The sequence below is a fragment of the Lysinibacillus sp. UGB7 genome (genome assembly GCF_049058285.1).
Classification (GTDB): Bacteria; Bacillota; Bacilli; order Bacillales_A; family Planococcaceae; genus Lysinibacillus; species Lysinibacillus sphaericus_B.
This window is the reverse complement of sequence record NZ_JBMGUV010000005.1, coordinates 152,035-169,936: the sequence shown is the minus strand read 5'-3', so window position 1 is coordinate 169,936 and position 17,902 is coordinate 152,035. Positions and strand designations below refer to the sequence as shown.

Sequence of the window (17,902 nt, the reverse complement as noted above, 5' to 3'; positions counted from 1 at the left end):
TATGTAAAAAAAGTAATACTATTTGCAACATATCTACAATAATTATTATATTCTGAAAAAGGTGAAAGTACATGGAATTCTCTAAAAAACTACAGCAACTGCCAACTCAATTTTTCGCGGCACTTGTGCACAAAGTCAACTCGGCCCTTGCAGAAGGACGAGATGTTATTAATCTTGGACAAGGCAATCCCGATCAGCCTACACCTCCACATATTATCGAAGCCTTACAACAAGCAGCTGAAAACCCGCAACATCATAAATACTCTCCATTTCGTGGTATAGCAGAATTGCGTCAAGCTGCAGCTGATTTTTACAAACGTGAATACAATGTCGACATTGATGCTCAAACAGAGGTGGTCATTCTCGGAGGTACAAAAATCGGCCTTGTTGAACTACCACTGGCTGTTTTAAATCCTAGCGACTATATGCTGTTACCTGATCCAGGCTATCCTGATTACTTATCAGGCGTTGTACTAGGTGATGTTAATTTTGATGTCATGCCGCTTTTTGCGGAAAACGACTTCTTGCCTGATTATAATGCTTTGTCAGACGAAGTAAAAGCCCGTGCCAAGTTACTTTACTTAAACTATCCGAATAATCCCACTGGTGGTACAGCGACACTTGAGTTTTTTGAAGAAACAGTTCGTTTTGCAAAAGAGCACAATATTATCGTATCACATGATTTTGCTTATGGCGCAATTGGCTTTGATGGCAATAAGCCTATCAGCTTCCTGCAAGCTGAGGGCGCAAAAGATGTCGGCATTGAAATGTATACGTTATCTAAGACGTTTAATATGGCCGGCTGGCGTATTGGTTTTGCCGTTGGAAACCCCAAAATTATTGAAGCGATTAATGTTATTCAGGATCATCTATTTTGTAGCCAATTCCCTGCCGTTCAACAGGCAGCCGCTATAGCCCTTACTTCCTCACAGGATTGTACGATAGAGCTAAGAGCAACCTATGAGCGGCGTCGAAACGTTCTCGTTGAAGAAGCCCAACGAATTGGCTGGCAGGTAACAGCACCAAAAGGTTCATTCTTTGCATGGCTTCCTGTTCCATTCGGTTATACAAGTGAGCAATTTGCCGATTTGTTACTCGATAAAGCAGATATTGCGGTCGCTGCAGGAAATGGCTTTGGTGACTATGGTGAAGGCTTTGTCCGTGTTGGCTTACTTGTTAGTGAGGAACGCTTACGTGAAGCCATTATGAGAATTGAGAAATTAAAGTTATTTCATTAGACGACGAACTGTCCAATCAACGTGTTTATACTGATTGGACAGTTTTTCTTATTTATTTATTTATTTGTCGAGGACTCTTTAATCCTTCTTCTAGCGGATAAAATTGAACATGTCCTGTCTCTTCATCCAAACGTCTAAAATGCTGTACGCCCTGCACCTCTGCTAAAACAACATCTGCGGTAATAACTGGACTGCCACCTTTAATCAAATGGCCGCCAGACACACACCCCCATTGATCACTCATCGATCCATGAAAATGCGTTTCATAGATGCCGTCACGCTTACAGACAACGCCAGAACCTTGTATAAATTCAAGCGGCCCTTCCTTTTCAATTATTTCACTAAAGCGTACGTTAATTTTAGCTGTTTCATCTGGTACTAAATAAACAAAGCTACTTTTTAGAAAACTACCGATACAGCTAACAATTGTTGCTGATTCAATTCCATTCTCTTCACATACAGCCTCAATTCCCTCAACAATATCTGTCCCCATTAAAATGCGTGCACTAATAACTCTACCAAATGACCCTACTCCATAATTAACCCTTACAGACATAAAAAAACCTCTTTCCCTGAATAATTATATTCACATATCACTGAGGAGACTTCACGCCCAGCACCATCGTCTTCACAGCAATTTCTATCCTCCAAAAACCTCATTGATTATAATTTAATTTTATAAAATATTAAAAATATTCATTGACTTAATATAACCTATAAATTATATTAGTTCTATCGGATTTACAAAAATACTATAAATCTCTTATCAAGAGTAGCTGAGGGACTGGCCCTATGAAGCTCGGCAACCCCCCTTTTAGGGAAGGTGCTAAATCCTGCAAACGATATCCGTTTGAAAGATAAGAGAGGACATCTTTTCATGAGCCTCTCTTAAGTTTGTAAGAGAGTTTTTTTTATTTTCAAAAACCGATAAAACAATTTTGGAGGTAATTTTTCATGAAAAAGAAAAGCAAATTTTTAGTAGGTTTAGCAAGTCTCACATTAGCAGTGGCATTAGTCGGCTGCGGTAGTAAGGAAGACAGCAAAGGTAATGGCGAGGCTATTAATGAAAATAAAATCGTAGTTGGCGTAACATCTGGCCCACACGAACAAATTGCTGAGGTTGCTGCGAAAGTAGCAAAAGAAAATGGCTTAGAGGTTGAACTAAAATCTTTCTCTGATTACGTTTTACCGAATACTGCATTATCACAAGGTGATTTAGATGCCAACAGCTATCAACATGAACCGTTTCTAGATACTTTTAACAAAGACCATGATACAGATTTAGTGCCTGTTGGAAAAACAATTTTAAATCCAATGGGTGTATACTCTGAAAAATATAAATCATTAGATGAAATTCCTGACGGTGCAACATTTGGTTTGCCAAATGATCCGACAAACGGTGCCCGTGCCTTATTTGTTCTGCAAGAAGCAGGCTATATTAAATTAAAAGAAGGCACTGGCCTGACAGCATCCATTCACGATGTGGAAGAAAACAAAAAGAACTTCAAATTCATTGAATTAGAAGCTGCACAAATTCCAAAGCAATTAAGTGAAGTAGATGTAGCGGCTATTAATACGAACTTCGCACTTGAAGCTGGCATTAATCCTAAAGCAGATTCCATTCTTTTAGAATCTACTGACTCTCCATATGTAAACTACATTGTTGTGCGTGCTGAAAACAAAGAAGACCCAACGATTAAAAAATTCATAGATGCTTATCAATCTGACGAAGTACGTAAATTTATTGAGGAAGAATTCGATGGTTCTGTAATTCCAAGCTGGTAATACAACACGACAAAAGTTACCGTCTAAACGGTAACTTTTTCCTTTAGGAAGGAGAAGTAACATATGATTCAACTACAAAATATATCAAAAGAATTCAAAACAAAAACAGGTACTGTCAAAGCAGTCGATGGCATTAATCTTCATGTGAAAAAAGGTGAAATTCATGGGGTTATTGGCTACAGTGGTGCCGGAAAAAGTACACTTATTCGATGCGTGAATTTGTTAGAACGTCCAACAGCAGGCAAAGTCTTCATTAATAACGTAGATATTACAACCCTGTCATTAAATGATCTTCGCCAAACACGCCAAAAGATCGGCATGATTTTCCAACATTTTAATCTCTTAAAAACGGCAACGGTCTATAACAACATTGCCGTACCGTTAAAGCTACTTGGCTATAACGATACGGCAGTGAAAAATCGTGTGGCCAAGTACGCTGAAATTGTTGGTCTGACAGAGAAATTAGATAGCTATCCAAGTCAATTATCAGGTGGTCAAAAACAACGTGTTGCGATTGCTCGTGCACTTGCACAAGAGCCAGAAATTTTACTAAGTGATGAAGCAACAAGTGCACTCGATCCCGAAACAACGGAAGCCATTTTAGAGCTATTGCTAAAAATTAATCGTGAGCTTGGCATTACGATTTTGCTAATTACGCATGAAATGAATGTTATACAAAAAATTTGCGATGATGTATCGGTTCTTGAAGCTGGTAAAGTCGTAGAATTTGGGAACGCTATTGAGCTATTTGCTAGACCCCAACATCCAACGACTCGAAAATTTTTAAATACTATTTCACAACGGAATTTATCCCCTACGTTAATCGAACAGTTAAATGTTTCAGGTAGTGTCATTCGTTTAACTTTTCTAGGCGAAAGTACAGGGAAACCTTTACTAGCCGAAGTAAGCAAAATTTACGATGTACAGCCTAACATTTTAACAGCCAATATTATTGAATTAAAAAATGGCATTGTCGGTAATATTGTCGTTCATTTACATGGTGAAGTACATATCGTACAAAAAGCACTTACGTTTTTTACAGAAAACGGCGTAGCCATTGAGGATTTGGGAGGCGAACTACATGGATAGCATTCAAAACTTTTTTACAAATTGGTCTGACATTATTGGAAAATCTATGATTGAAACCTTCCAAATGGTTGGTATTTCCCTATTCTTCTCGATCTTAATCGGTATTCCTTTAGGGCTTTTAATTGTTTTAACTCGCCCTGGACAATCCTTTGAAAATAAATTTTTGTATCAACTTGTCAATTTACTCATTAATATCGTTCGCTCTGTACCATTTATCATTTTACTGTTCTTCATCTTACCATTTACGAAGATAATCGTTGGGACAACGATTGGCGTAAAGGGTGTCATTGTTCCACTTGTCATTTATACAGCCCCTTATATTGCTCGTTTAATGGAAACAGCGCTATTAGAGGTGGATGCTGGGGTCGTGGAAGCTTATACGGCAATGGGTATTAAACGTCGTCATATAATTTGGCATGTATTACTACGTGAAGCTCGTCCATCCATTATTTTAGGACTAACTATCGCCACTGTTGGCCTTATCGGAGCAACTGCAATGGCGGGAATGGTCGGAGCTGGTGGTCTAGGTGACTTAGCATATCGTTATGGTCACTTACGCTATGAAGTTGATGTGATGTATGCAACTGTCTTTATTTTAATAATTCTTGTCCAAAGTATCCAATCTCTTGGTAACCGCTTTGCTGCAAAACTAAAAAAAGACTAATAGGAGGATTCGCATGACAACTGAATTATATGTAGAGAGAGCTGGCTATATTGCTACATTAGTGTTAAATCGTCCTGATAAACGTAATTCCTTGTCGAAAGCGATGTTCCAAGCCATTGTAGATAACCTAGAAATTTTACGTAAGGATTCTTCTGTAAAAGTATTAACCGTGCGCGGAGTAAATGACATTGCCTTTTGCTCTGGCGCTGATATTAGTGAATTTTTAGATATTCGTTATGCGGCTGAAAATGCGAAAGCCTACAACGATTTAGCTTTGAAAGCCATTGATGCACTTTATAAATTCCCCCAGCCTACAATTGCGATGATCCAAGGCTTAGCAATTGGTGGCGGCTTAGAACTAGCCAATGCTTGTGACTTCAGATTAGCGACGCCAAAAAGTAAGCTTGGTATTACAGCTGCGAATATTGGTATTGTCTATAACCTTGAAAGTACCAAACGACTGATTAATATTGTTGGTGTTGCCAAAGCAAAAGAGATTTTATATACAGCGAATATCTTTACAGCTGATGAAGGTAAAAACATTGGCTTAATAACGGCATTACATGAACCAGCACAAATTGAAGATGCAACATTACAGTTTGCCCATCATTTATTAAGTAAATCATCTGTTGCCAATGCGGGTAGTAAAAAAATTATCCAAGCAATTGTAGATGGCGAGACCGAAGAAAGCGAAGAACTAGCGCAAATAATTCTTGATTCGTTTAGCTCTGATGATTATAACGAAGGCATTCAAGCATTTATAAATAAAAGAAAGCCCATTTTCAATAAATAAGCGAGGTAGTAAAGATGACAAACACAACAAATGGCGATTTACTATTAAAAAATATTAATGCACAAGCCCCCTTCCCTATTTCCTTTGCTGATTTAGAGAAGGCTGTTGCTGATAAAATAGATGCTGGTCCTTATGGCTATGTGCGCTCTGGTGCAGGTGGCGAACAGACATTACGTAATAACCGCGCTGCCTTCGAAAAATATTCTATTATCCCACGCTTTTTAAATAATGTTTCAACCATCGATACGACGATTGAATTATTTGGAAAAATACATCCAACACCGTTGTTATTTGCACCCGTTGGCATGAATAAAATGGCACATGAGGATGGTGAGCTAGCCGTTGTGCGCGCAGCCAATCGTTTAAAAATTCCCTATATTCAAAGTACGGTTTCCAGTTACGCACTTGAAGATGTTGCGCAAGCAGCTCCGAATGCGACGAAATGGTTCCAATTATATTGGTCTACTAATGAAGAAATTGCTTACAGTATGGCTGCTCGCGCAGAGGCTGCTGGCTTTGAAGCCATTGTCTTGACTGTGGATACAGTGATGCTCGGTTGGCGTGAAGAAGATGTACGTAATCAATTCTCGCCTTTAAAGCTTGGCTACGCACGCGGCAATTATGTCAATGATCCTGTTTTTATGGCCTCTTTACCAGATGATTCTTTTGAATCGTATGTGCAAGGTGTGTTACAAAATGTTTTCCATCCTACATTGAATTGGGAACATGTGCGTGAATTAAAGCGCCGTACAAAATTACCCATTTTGCTAAAAGGTATTTTACATCCTGAAGATGCCAAATTGGCAGTAGACAATGGCATAGATGGCATTATCGTTTCCAACCATGGCGGTCGCCAATTAGACGGTGTCATTGGTTCGCTTGATGCACTTCCTGCAATTATTGAAGTGGTGAAAGGACAAGTCCCTGTAATTTTAGATAGTGGTGTTTATCGCGGTATGGATGCGCTCAAAGCACTGGCTTTAGGTGCTGATGCAGTAGCGATTGGACGTCCTTTCGTTTATGGCCTAGCACTTGACGGACAACAAGGCGTCGAAAAAGTTATGACGAATTTATATGATGAATTAAAAGTTTCAATTGCATTAGCGGGCGCTACATCTGTGAAGGATTTACGCAATGTCACTTTAGTGAAAAATAACGGGGTTGATGGCATATGAAACAAGCATTAGAAGGCTTAAAAGTTGTTGATTTATCACAAGTCCTTGCAGGTCCCTATTGCACAATGGTGTTAGCGGATATGGGCGCTGAAGTCATTAAGATTGAAAAATATCCACATGGTGATGACACACGGTCAATGGGTCCCTTCATTAATGAAGAAAGTCATATGTATATGATGGTCAACCGTAATAAAAAAGGGGTTTGTATTAATTTAAAAACGCCTGAAGGATTAGAATTATTCAAAGAACTCATTCAGTCTGTAGATGTTCTTGTAGAAAATTATCGTCCCGGTGTGACAAAAAAACTAGGTATTGATTATGATACATTAAAAGCCATTAATCCTGGGCTCATCTACTGCTCCATTTCTGGCTATGGACAAACAGGGCCTTATAGTCAAAAAGGTGGCTATGACATTATGGCACAGGGACTTAGCGGTTTAATGCACATGACAGGTGAACCTGATGGCAGACCTGTCAAAGTTGGTTTTGCCGTGAATGATATTGCCGCCGCACAAACAGCTCTACAATCTATATTAATGGCCTATATTTATAAGCTTCGAACAGGTGAAGGACAATATGTGGATGTATCACTTGTAGAATCGGGTCTTGCTTGGACAGTCTGGGAAGCTGCTGCTTATTTCGGTGAAGGGCAATTGCCTGAACGTACAGGTACCGCACACCGTGTATCTGCACCCTATCAAGGCTTTAAAACAAAGGATGACTATATTTTAATCGGTGCTGGCAATCAAAAGCTATGGGAAATTTTCGCAAACAACGTAGTAAATCGACCAGATTGGTTAGACAATTCGCAATTTGCCACGAATTACTTACGTGCGCAAAATGTTAAAACATTAGAAGCTGAAATTGAAAGCGAACTCTTCAAACATAGCGCAACACATTGGTTAGAGCTTTTAGATGAACATGGCGTACCTTCTAGCCCTATTTATTCATATCATCAAACTTTGTATGACCCACATCTTTTACAACGTGGTATGGTACTGTCTTATGATCACCCAATCGCAGGTCCAATGCGTACACTCGGCTTTCCTGCAAAATTCTCTAAAACACCAGGTCAGTTGACAAGTGCCGCACCTACATTAGGTCAACATAATGAGGAGATATTACAGACATTAAATATGACAGATGAGCGCATTCAACAGCTAAAATCAGCGAACGCTATCCATTCCTAATGTCGATTTTGAAGTGCTATCCGTCGTGTCGCGGTTCTATCCGTCACTTCGACCAGGTTATCCGTCACTTTCACGATTTTATCCGCCACTTCAAAAAATTATATGAAAACGGGGCTACTCATAGCTGAGGAGCCCCGCTTTTTTATTGAATAACCCCTAATTCACGACCTACTTTTTCGTAAATCGCTAGTGCATCATCTAACATTTCTTTTGTATGGGCCGCTGTTGGCATATTACGAACACGCCCAGTGCCCTTTGGAACTGTTGGGAACACGATTGATTTCGCATAAACGCCTTCTTCAAATAGACGACGCGAAAATTCCTGAGTAAGCTTTTCCTCACCAATTATACATGGCGTAATCGGTGTTTCAGAATCCCCGATATTAAAGCCTAACTTCGCAAGACCCGCTTTTAAGTAATGGCCATTTTCCCATAGCTTATCATGTAGTTCTGTAGAGTCAATCAGCATTTGAACTGCTGCTGTAATTGCAGCTACATCACCTGGTGGTAACGCTGTTGAGAATAGGAATGGACGAGAACGTACTTTCAGCCAGTCAATTAGGTTTTTCTTACCTGCTACATAGCCACCAACGACACCGATTGCTTTTGAAAGCGTGCCGATTTGGAAATCAATTTCTTTTTCTAAGCCGAAATGCTTCACTGTCCCTTTGCCTTTACCAGTTACGCCTGATCCATGAGCATCATCTACATACGTAATCAAATCAAACTCTTTAGCAATTTCAACGATTTCTGGTAGTTTGGCAATATCACCGTCCATCGAGAATACGCCATCTGTAATGACCATCACTTTATTGTATAAACCTGACTCTGTGGCTGCTTTCGCCTTTGCGCGTAAATCCTCCATATCAGAGTGATTGTAAGCAATGATTTTGGCACGTGATAAACGACAACCATCAATAATAGATGCATGGTTTAATTGATCAGAAAGAATGGCATCGTTTTTATCCATAACACCTGAAATGGCCGCCATATTGCAATTGAAACCAGATTGATATGAAATAGCCGCTTCTGTTCCTTTGAATTCAGCTAGCTTTTCCTCTAGTTTCACATGAAGGTCGAGTGTACCATTAATCGTACGTACAGCCCCAGCACCTACACCATATTTATCCGTTGCTGCTTTTGCAATGCGCTTTAATTCTTCATTCGTCGCTAAGCCTAGATAGTTATTTGAGGATAAATTAATAAGATTCTGACCACGCACCTGAATAACTGGTCCGTTTGCACCTTCTACTGCATCGATTTCATTATATAAGCCTTGATCACGTAAGGCTTTTAGGTTTTCATCTAAAAATGCGTTTAATACTTTAGACAAGTGTATCATCCTTTCTAAGATCAATTACGTCTCGACGTAAATATGTCCGAATTTGTGGTATTGTAACCGTAGTTAGGCCTGCACCAAAGCTGACACGGAGTCGGTAATGTCATAGAACATGACGTTTTTACCGATGCAGGTCAGTTAGCCGTTCGACGAAGTAAGGCTAACAGCTTACAGTAACCTTCCAAAATCCGTGATATCCGCCGGAGGTTTGATATACATTCAGTTGGCTTTGACATCCTGTAAAAAAGGCTTATTTATCTCCTTACCTACAGAAGTGAGGGCTGTTGAATGAAAATCATCTATTCTAGCTCCTAGTGTAGCATAAGCGCACAATTATAATAAATCACTTTGTTAATCTTTCAAATAAAGGTGCCGTTTTTTCACGCCACATGGCAGTCGATAAACAGCGATCCATTAACTGGCGTATCGTGTTTTCCGCCTCTTCGTAACGTGTTGCATAACCCATCGCATCCTGTAATGCAGCTTTGTACTTCACACGAATTTCTTCAATTTTCATTTCCGCTTCCTCTGAAAGGGCGCAATGCTTAGCCATATCAAAAATCTCATCACCTAGTCTTCCGTCCTGTGGCTCATATACATGTGGCTCTGTACTATCAAAAATACAGAAATTTAATTCTGGAATTATCACCATATCGACTGATCCTGCATCCAAACCACACCACACAATTTGTGCATCCAGCCCTCTTGCGTTTGCTTCGTCTGCTAATCCTTTCATTAGCGAAGATTTCCCTGTGCCAGGCTTGCCTTTAATCATCAACCTTCTAGCCAAATTTTTCGTGATGCTTTCTACTGTATTTTGTGCACCTTGAGGCGTTAATGTACCTAGTAATCGGTGTGTACGTATACCGGTTTTATTGAGAGTTATTGACTGAAAAACAGCTGCTTTTAAATTTTCAACTTGATCATTTAAAGCTTGCCAGTCCATATAGCTTTGTGTCACAACCTCCCAATCGTCATGGAGTTTTTTAGCGATTTCAAGCATTGTAATACACTTTTCACGCCATAACTCCCGGTCCCTCATTGCATTAGCAAGTTTTTCACCAACCCCCTCAAGCTGCTCTTCTTCTAAACAATCGTAAAAGGATAGCACGCGATGCTTCGTGCCGAGTAAAGTTGGCTCAATCCCCCACTCCGATGACCATACATATAGACGATTACAACCTCTAACATAAACAGCCTCTACGGTATCTTCTAATAATGCATGTTTAAACCACTCCACTTCAAACCCCTGCTTCACATAAAAGTAACCAAGTTCTTTCATCAATTCTGATCCTTTAAAAGTCGGCGCACCTTGTAGAACATAAACTAGCTCTGCTTCTTCCATCATTTCTTTATATACATGTTTTCTCCCTTGCCCTGTCAATGCGTGTCCAAAATAGTAGGTTACATTTCCGTTCAGTGTCGTTCCCCCTTTGCCTTATGCACTGCATTATATGAAATATCTCTTTAAAAAATGAAAAAACTACTTTTATCTTCATCGCGATAAAAGTAGCTAATTTTCAATAAAACGGCTTCATGCCGTCCATACTGCCGATGCATTTCATTAAAACCTTTCGGCAATACGGCAATGAATATTGCACAATATAGCCGGACGTTAAGGCAATTAATACTGTACCAACACCGACAGGACCACCAAGTAGCCACCCAAGAATCGTAACAAGTACCTCAATCCCCATACGCGCTGTTTTAATAGTCCCGCCAAATTTTTCAACGAGAATCATCATTAAAGTGTCCCTCGGTCCAGCCCCCATATTTGGCGCGATATACATCCCACAGCCAAAACTTAAAACAAACAATCCCATCACAAAATAAGTTATCTGCAATCCATAGATATCCGTTGACGGCAGTAGCCAATTAAACACATCAATAAAAGAACCAATAAGTAGCATATTTAGCCACGTGCCAATTTTTGGCCATTCTCGTAACACCAACGAAGTCGAAGCAACAATCAGTAACCCCGTTAAAATAGACCATGTCCCAATTGTCAAACCGAAGTTTTGAAACAAGCCGACATGCAAAACATCCCATGGGCTCGTTCCGATAATTTTCCCCTTTATAGACATCGTAATACCAAGCGCCATAATCATCATGCCACCGATAAAGAACGTCCAGCGCCATCCAGTAACTTTTCGCATTTCGTAATCCTACTCTCTATGTATGATATTGCTCTAACTGTATCATATTTTCCAGATTATAAAAGAATACTGTTTGGAACTCCAAAGTATTTGAAATTGTTGCAGTTTCCTGAGTAAAGATTGATTGCACTCCGTGTTTGATTGAGAACTAGGCGAGGAGGCTGACTCTTCCAGAGCAGCTACTTCAGTCATCCGAGCGATAGGTTCCGTTTACTTGGGATCATGAGCAAAGAATGCAACCTAGCGTTTCTTTTCATAAAAAAACTATCCACATTATTATTCGTGGATAGTTGTGATTGGAGCAATCTGTGCCTGTGTCACGGCAATCAAATCATCAAGTTGCACATGTATTTGCATGCCTATTTTACCTGCACTGACAATAATATTTCCTTGCTCACGTGCACATGCATCAATGACTGTCGGGTAAAGTTTTTTCATGCCTACTGGCGAGCACCCACCGCGTACATAGCCTGTGTAGCCAAGTAACTCTTTCACAGCAAGCATTTCGATTTTTTTCTCACCAACAACTTTTGCAGCTGCTTTTAAATCCAATTCTTCCGCAACTGGTATAACAAAAACAAAGAGCTTTTGTGCACTTGCCTTTGCCACTAATGTTTTAAAAACATGTGAAACTGGGTGACCAATTTTTTCAGCTACTGACACCCCGTCCACAAGACCGTCTCCCGTTTCATACTCCATAACATCAAAAGGTATTTTTCGCTGTTCTAATAATCTTACAGCATTTGTTTTAGTATGCTTTGCCTTTGCCACATTTAAAATCCCCCATCTACAGCATTAGGCAGTCATTGAAAACATTGAATCATTCCCAGGTTGATAGCCATTTTTCGCCATTTGAATATGAGTAGCATACTTAGCCGCCGCATTTTTAAATGAGCGTGCCTTGAATGCCTCCTCATAACTCTTACCGAAAATTGTATCTGCAAATGGGTCCAATTTCAATTCATTCGAGAAACGTTCTGGTACCTTTACTTCAATAATCTCTTGTACAAAAACAGGTTCTTCCTCAATCAGCTCATGATTATCACCTTTAAAATCATTTACTTTCGTTTGCATTTGCTGTATTTGAGCGTCTGCAAACGCTGCCAGGCGTAAATCTTGGGATGATGGATTAACCGGTGCTAGTGCAGCACTTCTAACTTGCTCTAAAATCTGTAGCGTTTCATCTGGAGCAATGCCAGCATCGTCAGTTATAGCCACTTCCTCATCTGAACTATTAAGCTTCCCCGCTAGTTCGGTCGATTGTGTGTAAGAAAACGTTTCGGTCTTATCACCGCCCACAGCTTTATATACCTGTTCATGCGCACGTACATTTTTTTCTGTTTGCTGTAAGTCACTAATTAGCGCTCGCTGTTGTGGCGTTACTTCCTTCGCCTCTTCTTTATGTTGCTCATATAAATCTTGGTCTTTACGTCCTAATAAGAGACTTTCAAGCTCCAGCAATATAGGATTTTTCTTTGGTTGGAAATACTGTGCATTTTTTCGATAAGCATCCCCGGCCTCTTTTCGCTGTAATATCTTTTTACGAGTATGGTTATTTGCAATACTTTCTTGTCTAATTAAATTCGATAATTTCATATGGTTCACCTCAACTTTTTATCTTAATATGCAAGTTAAATAGTAGATATGACTAAACATTCTATTACTATACATATACCAGCTGAACAGTTTCTGTACACTAATTATCGGAATTTTCTTAATTAAAATCAAGAGTAAGATACTACTAACATCCTAAAGAAATAAATCAATTTCAAAAAAATAAACCTAAAGACTTATGTTTAACTAAATTATTTTCTAATTTCCTACCTCATCTATTACTTTATTGTTTATTATCATTGATATTTATCATGCTAAACACTTGTAAAATAGTGTTTACTTCCCTCTAAAAAAACAGTCCATTGATAAACGGACTGTCTTAACAATTTAAAGTTAGTTTTTGTTCCTAGGTATAATTAGAAGGCATTTATAGGCAAAGTAGCCAACCCATGCGCCGACTGTATTTAATATTAAATCGTCAATATCGGCAGAGCCAACTGTAAAAATAAACTGCACAGTCTCTACCGCAAGACTGGAGAAAAAGCCTAAAATAATTATTAGCCATGCTTTTCGAAATTTCTTCGACAGTAATGGCAATAAAAAGCCCATCGGTGTAAATATCAATAAATTTCCAAGTAAGTTGATTATTATCAAATCTAAATTAAAGTACTGTGAGTAGTTTATATAACGCAAAATTGTTTCAAAAGGCACAAAATTTGTCGTTACTCGCCAACTACTATAATCAAATAAGCCTAATTCGCCTAAAGAATAGTCGCCATGAAAAAAAACGACAACAACATTCACTAAACGATCAATCACTAATTTATAAAACGCAATAAAGGAGTAGACACTAAAAATCACCCAGCCTATAATCTTTACTTGCATATAGTATGTATCAATCCAAGCTCGATAAGGTAATGGTAGTTTGGCATCACCTTGAACATTCGATATATTATTTTTTGTCATGCCTTCACCACCCACTTTCTCTTATCCATACCATATTTTAATATGTTCGCTCGGCCCATGCAAGGGGGTAAATATAGCAAAAAATGCACCCCAGCGTATATCTGGAGTGCTTTCCTATAGCTTAAGAAAAATAACGGTCATAAAGTGAAACTTCAATTAGGCTTTGCCAGTCAGTTGTTCGACACCTAGTAGCCTCGTTGTCCTCTTTCTTTATGCCTTTATACGGGATTTACACCGTGCTTTCGTTGTGAGAACAGCAAATATTTCGACATATATAATTCTAAACGTGTTTCTAATGCCTTACGTAAATCATTCGGCTCAATGACATCATCAATAATAAGCTCTGACGCTAAACGATATATGTCAATTTCCTCTTGGTATTCTTTACGTTTTTCTGCAATAAAGTTTGCCTGCTCTTCTTTTGGAAGTTCTGCAATTTTATTTGCATAGACGGCATTTACAGCTGCTTCTGGACCCATTACGGCAATTTGTGCGTTTGATAGAGCAATACAGCAATCAGGTTCAAATGCTGGTCCCGCCATCGCATATAACCCCGCCCCATATGCCTTGCGTACAATAACTGTTAGTTTAGGCACAGTTGCTTCGCTCATAGCAAAAATCATTTTCGCACCATGACGAATAATACCAGCCTTTTCTACTTGTGTACCAATCATAAAGCCTGGTACGTCTGCTAAAAAAATTAGTGGAATGTTAAACGCATCGCATAATGAAATAAATTTCGCTGCTTTGTCAGCCGAATCGTGGAACAGTACTCCGCCCTTTACACGAGGTTGGTTAGCTATAATCCCAACAGATTGACCATTAATGCGTCCAAGCCCAGTAATTAATTCTGCAGCAAACAACTTCTTTACTTCACAGAAAGAATCTTCATCAATTAGTCGCTCAATTAACTGATACATATCAAAAGGAGCGTTTTGATTTTTTGGAATTAATTCTTCAATCGACTTGTCAAAAGATGCCGGTGGTTTCGGTTCCGCCACTTTACTGCGCTCTGCATAGTTATTCGGGAAATAGCTCAAATATTTGCGTGCATATGCGATGGCTTCCTGCTCTGATTTTGCCAGTACATCTCCACAACCAGATACAGAACAATGCATCTTAGCACCGCCCATTGTTTCTAAATCTACTTTTTCTCCAATGACCATTTCCGCCATGCGTGGCGAGCCCAAGTACATCGAAGCATTGCCCTCAACCATCACTACAATGTCACAAAATGCCGGAATATAAGCCCCTCCAGCTGCAGAAGGACCGAACAATAGGCAAATTTGCGGTACTTTGCCCGAGAGCTTTACCTGATTATAGAAAATACGCCCTGCCCCGCGACGCCCTGGGAACATTTCTAACTGATCTGTAATGCGCGCACCTGCTGAATCGACTAAATATAATAATGGGCAGTTTAGCTTCTCAGCCGTTTCTTGTATACGAATCATTTTTTCTACAGTTCGTTTCCCCCAAGAGCCTGCTTTAATTGTGGAATCGTTTGCCAAAATACATACTGTGCGACCGTGAATTTTACCAATACCTGTAACTACACCATCTGCTGGTAAATCACCTGCTAAACAGTTAGCATACAAGCCATCCTCTGATTGGAGACCATCATCTAATAATAACTCGAGTCGCTCACGTACGAATAACTTACCTTGTTGTGCATTTTTTTCGTGATATTTCGGCAATCCCCCTGCTAAAATTTGTTCTTTCATTGTATTTGTCGTATTTTCTGTCGATACGTTGCTCATGTCCAATTCCTCCTTTTGCCCAATTCATTACACCTATGCTCACCACAATCGAAATGCGAGACATTAATGAATCAAAGTACATTACTGTCCCAAATATTGTGGCGCTCGCTTTTCCTGGAAAGCAAGCAAGCCTTCCAAACGGTCCTCCGTTGGAATAAGCGCACTATATGCAAGAGATTCAATTTTCAAGCCAGTTGCTAAATCTACTTCAATACCTTGATTAATAGCAATTTTCGCCTGCATAAGAGATAACGGCGCATTTTTCGTCATTTCGAGCGCAAGTTGCTGTGCCTTTTCCTGTAGCTCATGGCCGTCAAATACATACTCTACTATGCCGTAGTCCTTTGCTTCCAATGCGTTTAATCGACGTGCTGTATATATTAATTCCTTCGCTTTTCCGATGCCAATGAGGCGCGGTAAACGTTGTGTGCCTCCTGCTCCCGGGATAATACCTAGTGATGTCTCAGTAAGACCTAATTTTGTGTGTGCGGCTGCCATACGTAAATCACAAGCAAGGGCCAACTCAAGTCCACCACCAAATGCAACACCATTTAACACAGCAATTACTGGTTGTGCCAAAGCTTCTACTTTCGCAACTGTCGCACCAATTAAGTGTACAATTTGTTTTACTTGGCGGTCAGTCATGCCTTTACGCTCTTTTAAATCTGCCCCTGCACAAAATGCCTTTTCTCCTGCGCCGGTTAGCAATACAACACGCACTGCCGGGTCTCCGTTCACTTGATCCAGCATAGTTCCAAGTTCATTCAATAACTGTACGGACATTGCATTTGCTGCTTCAGGTCTTGATAGCGTGATGAGTCCTATGTTACCTGCTAATAATTCAAAACGAACAAGTTGTGTCATAGCACATTAGCACTCCCTTCATTACGGACAATTGCCATTTGTTTAGACGCAACTGATTTCCCTAGCTTTTGTTCAATGAAATATGCCGCTTTTAACAACAAACTCATGTCCACTCCCGTTTTTATATCCATTCCATCTAATAAATACAATACATCCTCTGTGGCAATATTGCCTGATGCCCCTTTTGCGTAAGGACATCCACCAAGTCCACCTAGTGCACTATCAAATTTTGTAATCCCCATTTCTAAGGATTTCATGATATTTACAAGTGCTGTACCACGCGTATCGTGAAAATGCATGGCAAATTTTTGTGCTGGATACCTTTTGAATAGCTCTTCTAAAAGTGACTCTACTTGTGTCGGTACACCAACGCCGATTGTATCGCCTAGCGAAATTTCATCAACGCCCATTTCTAATAATTTATCTGTTACTCGTAAAACCTTTTCTGGCTGTATGTAGCCTTCATATGGGCATCCGATTACCGTTGAGATGTAACCACGTACGCTTTTATGCTCAGCTTTCGCTGCTGTTACTACTTCCTGTAGTATAGGAAATGTTTCAGCGATTGTTTTATTGATATTATTTTGATTATGGCTTTCACTTGCAGACATAAAGACGTTCACTTCATCAATATCAGCCTGCAATGCACGTTCTAAGCCACGCATATTGGGTACAAGTGCCGCATATGTTATATCTTTTTCTCGCTTGATGGCTTGCAATACCTCTACCGCATCCGCCAATTGAGGAATCCATTTTGGATGGACAAATGACGTTACCTCAATATAATTTAATCCCGTCTGACTAAGTAAATTCACTAGCTGTATTTTATCTGCAGTAGCAATGTGTATTTTTTCATTTTGCAAACCGTCACGGGGACCAACTTCCTTTAACGTTACATGCTTCGGTAGCTGCATACAGAAGCCTCCTTATTCGATTTCTAAAATATCGTCATCTACGTTAATGAAATCTCCCTCATTGGCTACAATTTTTGACACAACGCCGTCTTCTTCTGCAGCAATCGGAATCTCCATTTTCATTGATTCTAAGATTGCTACATCTTGCCCTGCTGTTACTTTCTCGCCTTCTGCTACTACGATCTTCCATACTGTTCCTGCCATACTTGCTTTAACCATTGCCATCATAATCCCTCCAAATAATTGATAGTGAACAGGCTACTCCTAGAATCAACCTGGAATGTTCCCCATCCTCTTGTTTAAACTTTGTATGCATTTGCGCCGCCGTACACAGCGTACGATTCTCCGCTCTGCATATAAATCGTTCTTATTTACCTTTAACGCCATACGGCATGAGGCGCAAATGCTGTAGAGAAGC

At 39.7% G+C, this 17,902-nt stretch carries 18 protein-coding genes and 1 riboswitch; of the genes, 7 read left to right on the top strand and 11 right to left on the bottom strand.

The window, feature by feature from the left end; translation table 11 throughout:
• The first annotated feature begins 71 nt into the window (after positions 1 to 71).
• Positions 72 to 1,238, top strand: a complete 1,167-nt coding sequence (locus ACOMCU_RS07030) for a pyridoxal phosphate-dependent aminotransferase (RefSeq protein ID WP_421049757.1) — start codon at positions 72 to 74, stop codon at positions 1,236 to 1,238.
• Between the two features lie 52 nt (positions 1,239 to 1,290).
• On the opposite strand, the gene ACOMCU_RS07025 is transcribed toward ACOMCU_RS07030, so the two are convergent.
• Positions 1,291 to 1,794, bottom strand: coding sequence for a PPC domain-containing DNA-binding protein (locus ACOMCU_RS07025; RefSeq protein WP_010857880.1), 504 nt, complete (start codon positions 1,792 to 1,794; stop codon positions 1,291 to 1,293).
• Positions 1,795 to 1,998: 204 nt separating this feature from the next.
• A riboswitch (SAM riboswitch) is annotated at positions 1,999 to 2,102 on the top strand.
• A 90-nt stretch (positions 2,103 to 2,192) separates the two neighbouring features.
• Between ACOMCU_RS07025 and ACOMCU_RS07020 the strand changes: the two genes are divergently transcribed.
• The 6 genes from ACOMCU_RS07020 to ACOMCU_RS06995 all read left to right on the top strand — a co-directional run bounded on the left by ACOMCU_RS07020 (position 2,193) and on the right by ACOMCU_RS06995 (position 7,934).
• Complete coding sequence (locus tag ACOMCU_RS07020) at positions 2,193 to 3,023, top strand: MetQ/NlpA family ABC transporter substrate-binding protein (protein WP_010857879.1); 831 nt, start codon at positions 2,193 to 2,195, stop codon at positions 3,021 to 3,023.
• Between the two features lie 63 nt (positions 3,024 to 3,086).
• Positions 3,087 to 4,112, top strand: coding sequence for a methionine ABC transporter ATP-binding protein (locus tag ACOMCU_RS07015; protein ID WP_010857878.1), 1,026 nt, complete (start codon positions 3,087 to 3,089; stop codon positions 4,110 to 4,112).
• The gene (locus tag ACOMCU_RS07010; RefSeq protein ID WP_010857877.1) at positions 4,105 to 4,776 is read left to right on the top strand and encodes a methionine ABC transporter permease; all 672 of its coding nucleotides are present in this window, start codon (positions 4,105 to 4,107) and stop codon (positions 4,774 to 4,776) included. Before ACOMCU_RS07015 ends, ACOMCU_RS07010 begins: the two co-directional genes overlap by 8 nt.
• 13 nt (positions 4,777 to 4,789) lie before the next feature.
• Positions 4,790 to 5,569: an enoyl-CoA hydratase/isomerase family protein gene (locus ACOMCU_RS07005; RefSeq protein ID WP_421049756.1), complete on the top strand. Its 780-nt coding sequence runs from the start codon at positions 4,790 to 4,792 to the stop codon at positions 5,567 to 5,569.
• Positions 5,570 to 5,583: 14 nt separating this feature from the next.
• Positions 5,584 to 6,744 (top strand): alpha-hydroxy acid oxidase, encoded by a 1,161-nt coding sequence (locus ACOMCU_RS07000; RefSeq protein WP_010857875.1) that lies wholly within the window; start codon positions 5,584 to 5,586, stop codon positions 6,742 to 6,744.
• Positions 6,741 to 7,934 carry a CaiB/BaiF CoA transferase family protein gene (locus ACOMCU_RS06995; RefSeq protein ID WP_421049755.1) on the top strand — a complete coding sequence of 398 codons (1,194 nt, stop codon included), beginning with the start codon at positions 6,741 to 6,743 and terminating at the stop codon, positions 7,932 to 7,934. Before ACOMCU_RS07000 ends, ACOMCU_RS06995 begins: the two co-directional genes overlap by 4 nt.
• 142 nt (positions 7,935 to 8,076) lie before the next feature.
• Here the strand turns inward: ACOMCU_RS06995 and ACOMCU_RS06990 are convergent, their stop codons facing one another.
• The 10 genes from ACOMCU_RS06990 to ACOMCU_RS06945 form a co-directional block, all read right to left on the bottom strand.
• Positions 8,077 to 9,276, bottom strand: coding sequence for a glycine C-acetyltransferase (locus tag ACOMCU_RS06990; protein WP_421049754.1), 1,200 nt, complete (start codon positions 9,274 to 9,276; stop codon positions 8,077 to 8,079).
• Positions 9,277 to 9,616: 340 nt separating this feature from the next.
• Positions 9,617 to 10,621, bottom strand: coding sequence for a nucleotide kinase (locus ACOMCU_RS06985; protein WP_230491820.1), 1,005 nt, complete (start codon positions 10,619 to 10,621; stop codon positions 9,617 to 9,619).
• A gap of 172 nt (positions 10,622 to 10,793) precedes the next feature.
• On the bottom strand, positions 10,794 to 11,429 hold the full coding sequence (locus ACOMCU_RS06980) for a YczE/YyaS/YitT family protein (RefSeq protein WP_010857871.1): 636 nt from the start codon (positions 11,427 to 11,429) through the stop codon (positions 10,794 to 10,796).
• A 276-nt stretch (positions 11,430 to 11,705) separates the two neighbouring features.
• Positions 11,706 to 12,200, bottom strand: a complete 495-nt coding sequence (gene ybaK / locus ACOMCU_RS06975) for a Cys-tRNA(Pro) deacylase (RefSeq protein ID WP_010857870.1) — start codon at positions 12,198 to 12,200, stop codon at positions 11,706 to 11,708.
• Positions 12,201 to 12,224: 24 nt separating this feature from the next.
• Positions 12,225 to 13,025, bottom strand: a complete 801-nt coding sequence (locus ACOMCU_RS06970; protein WP_421049753.1) for a putative metalloprotease CJM1_0395 family protein — start codon at positions 13,023 to 13,025, stop codon at positions 12,225 to 12,227.
• 351 nt (positions 13,026 to 13,376) lie between these two features.
• Positions 13,377 to 13,949, bottom strand: a complete 573-nt coding sequence (locus ACOMCU_RS06965) for a VanZ family protein (protein ID WP_036131061.1) — start codon at positions 13,947 to 13,949, stop codon at positions 13,377 to 13,379.
• Between the two features lie 218 nt (positions 13,950 to 14,167).
• Positions 14,168 to 15,706: an acyl-CoA carboxylase subunit beta gene (locus tag ACOMCU_RS06960; RefSeq protein WP_010857867.1), complete on the bottom strand. Its 1,539-nt coding sequence runs from the start codon at positions 15,704 to 15,706 to the stop codon at positions 14,168 to 14,170.
• Positions 15,707 to 15,787: 81 nt separating this feature from the next.
• The gene (locus tag ACOMCU_RS06955; protein WP_010857866.1) at positions 15,788 to 16,570 is read right to left on the bottom strand and encodes an enoyl-CoA hydratase; all 783 of its coding nucleotides are present in this window, start codon (positions 16,568 to 16,570) and stop codon (positions 15,788 to 15,790) included.
• Positions 16,567 to 17,484 carry a hydroxymethylglutaryl-CoA lyase gene (locus tag ACOMCU_RS06950; protein WP_421049752.1) on the bottom strand — a complete coding sequence of 306 codons (918 nt, stop codon included), beginning with the start codon at positions 17,482 to 17,484 and terminating at the stop codon, positions 16,567 to 16,569. Before ACOMCU_RS06950 ends, ACOMCU_RS06955 begins: the two co-directional genes overlap by 4 nt.
• Positions 17,485 to 17,496: 12 nt before the next feature.
• A complete protein-coding gene (locus tag ACOMCU_RS06945; protein WP_010857864.1) occupies positions 17,497 to 17,709 on the bottom strand; it encodes an acetyl-CoA carboxylase biotin carboxyl carrier protein subunit in 213 nt (70 codons plus the stop codon).
• Positions 17,710 to 17,902: the final 193 nt, after the last annotated feature.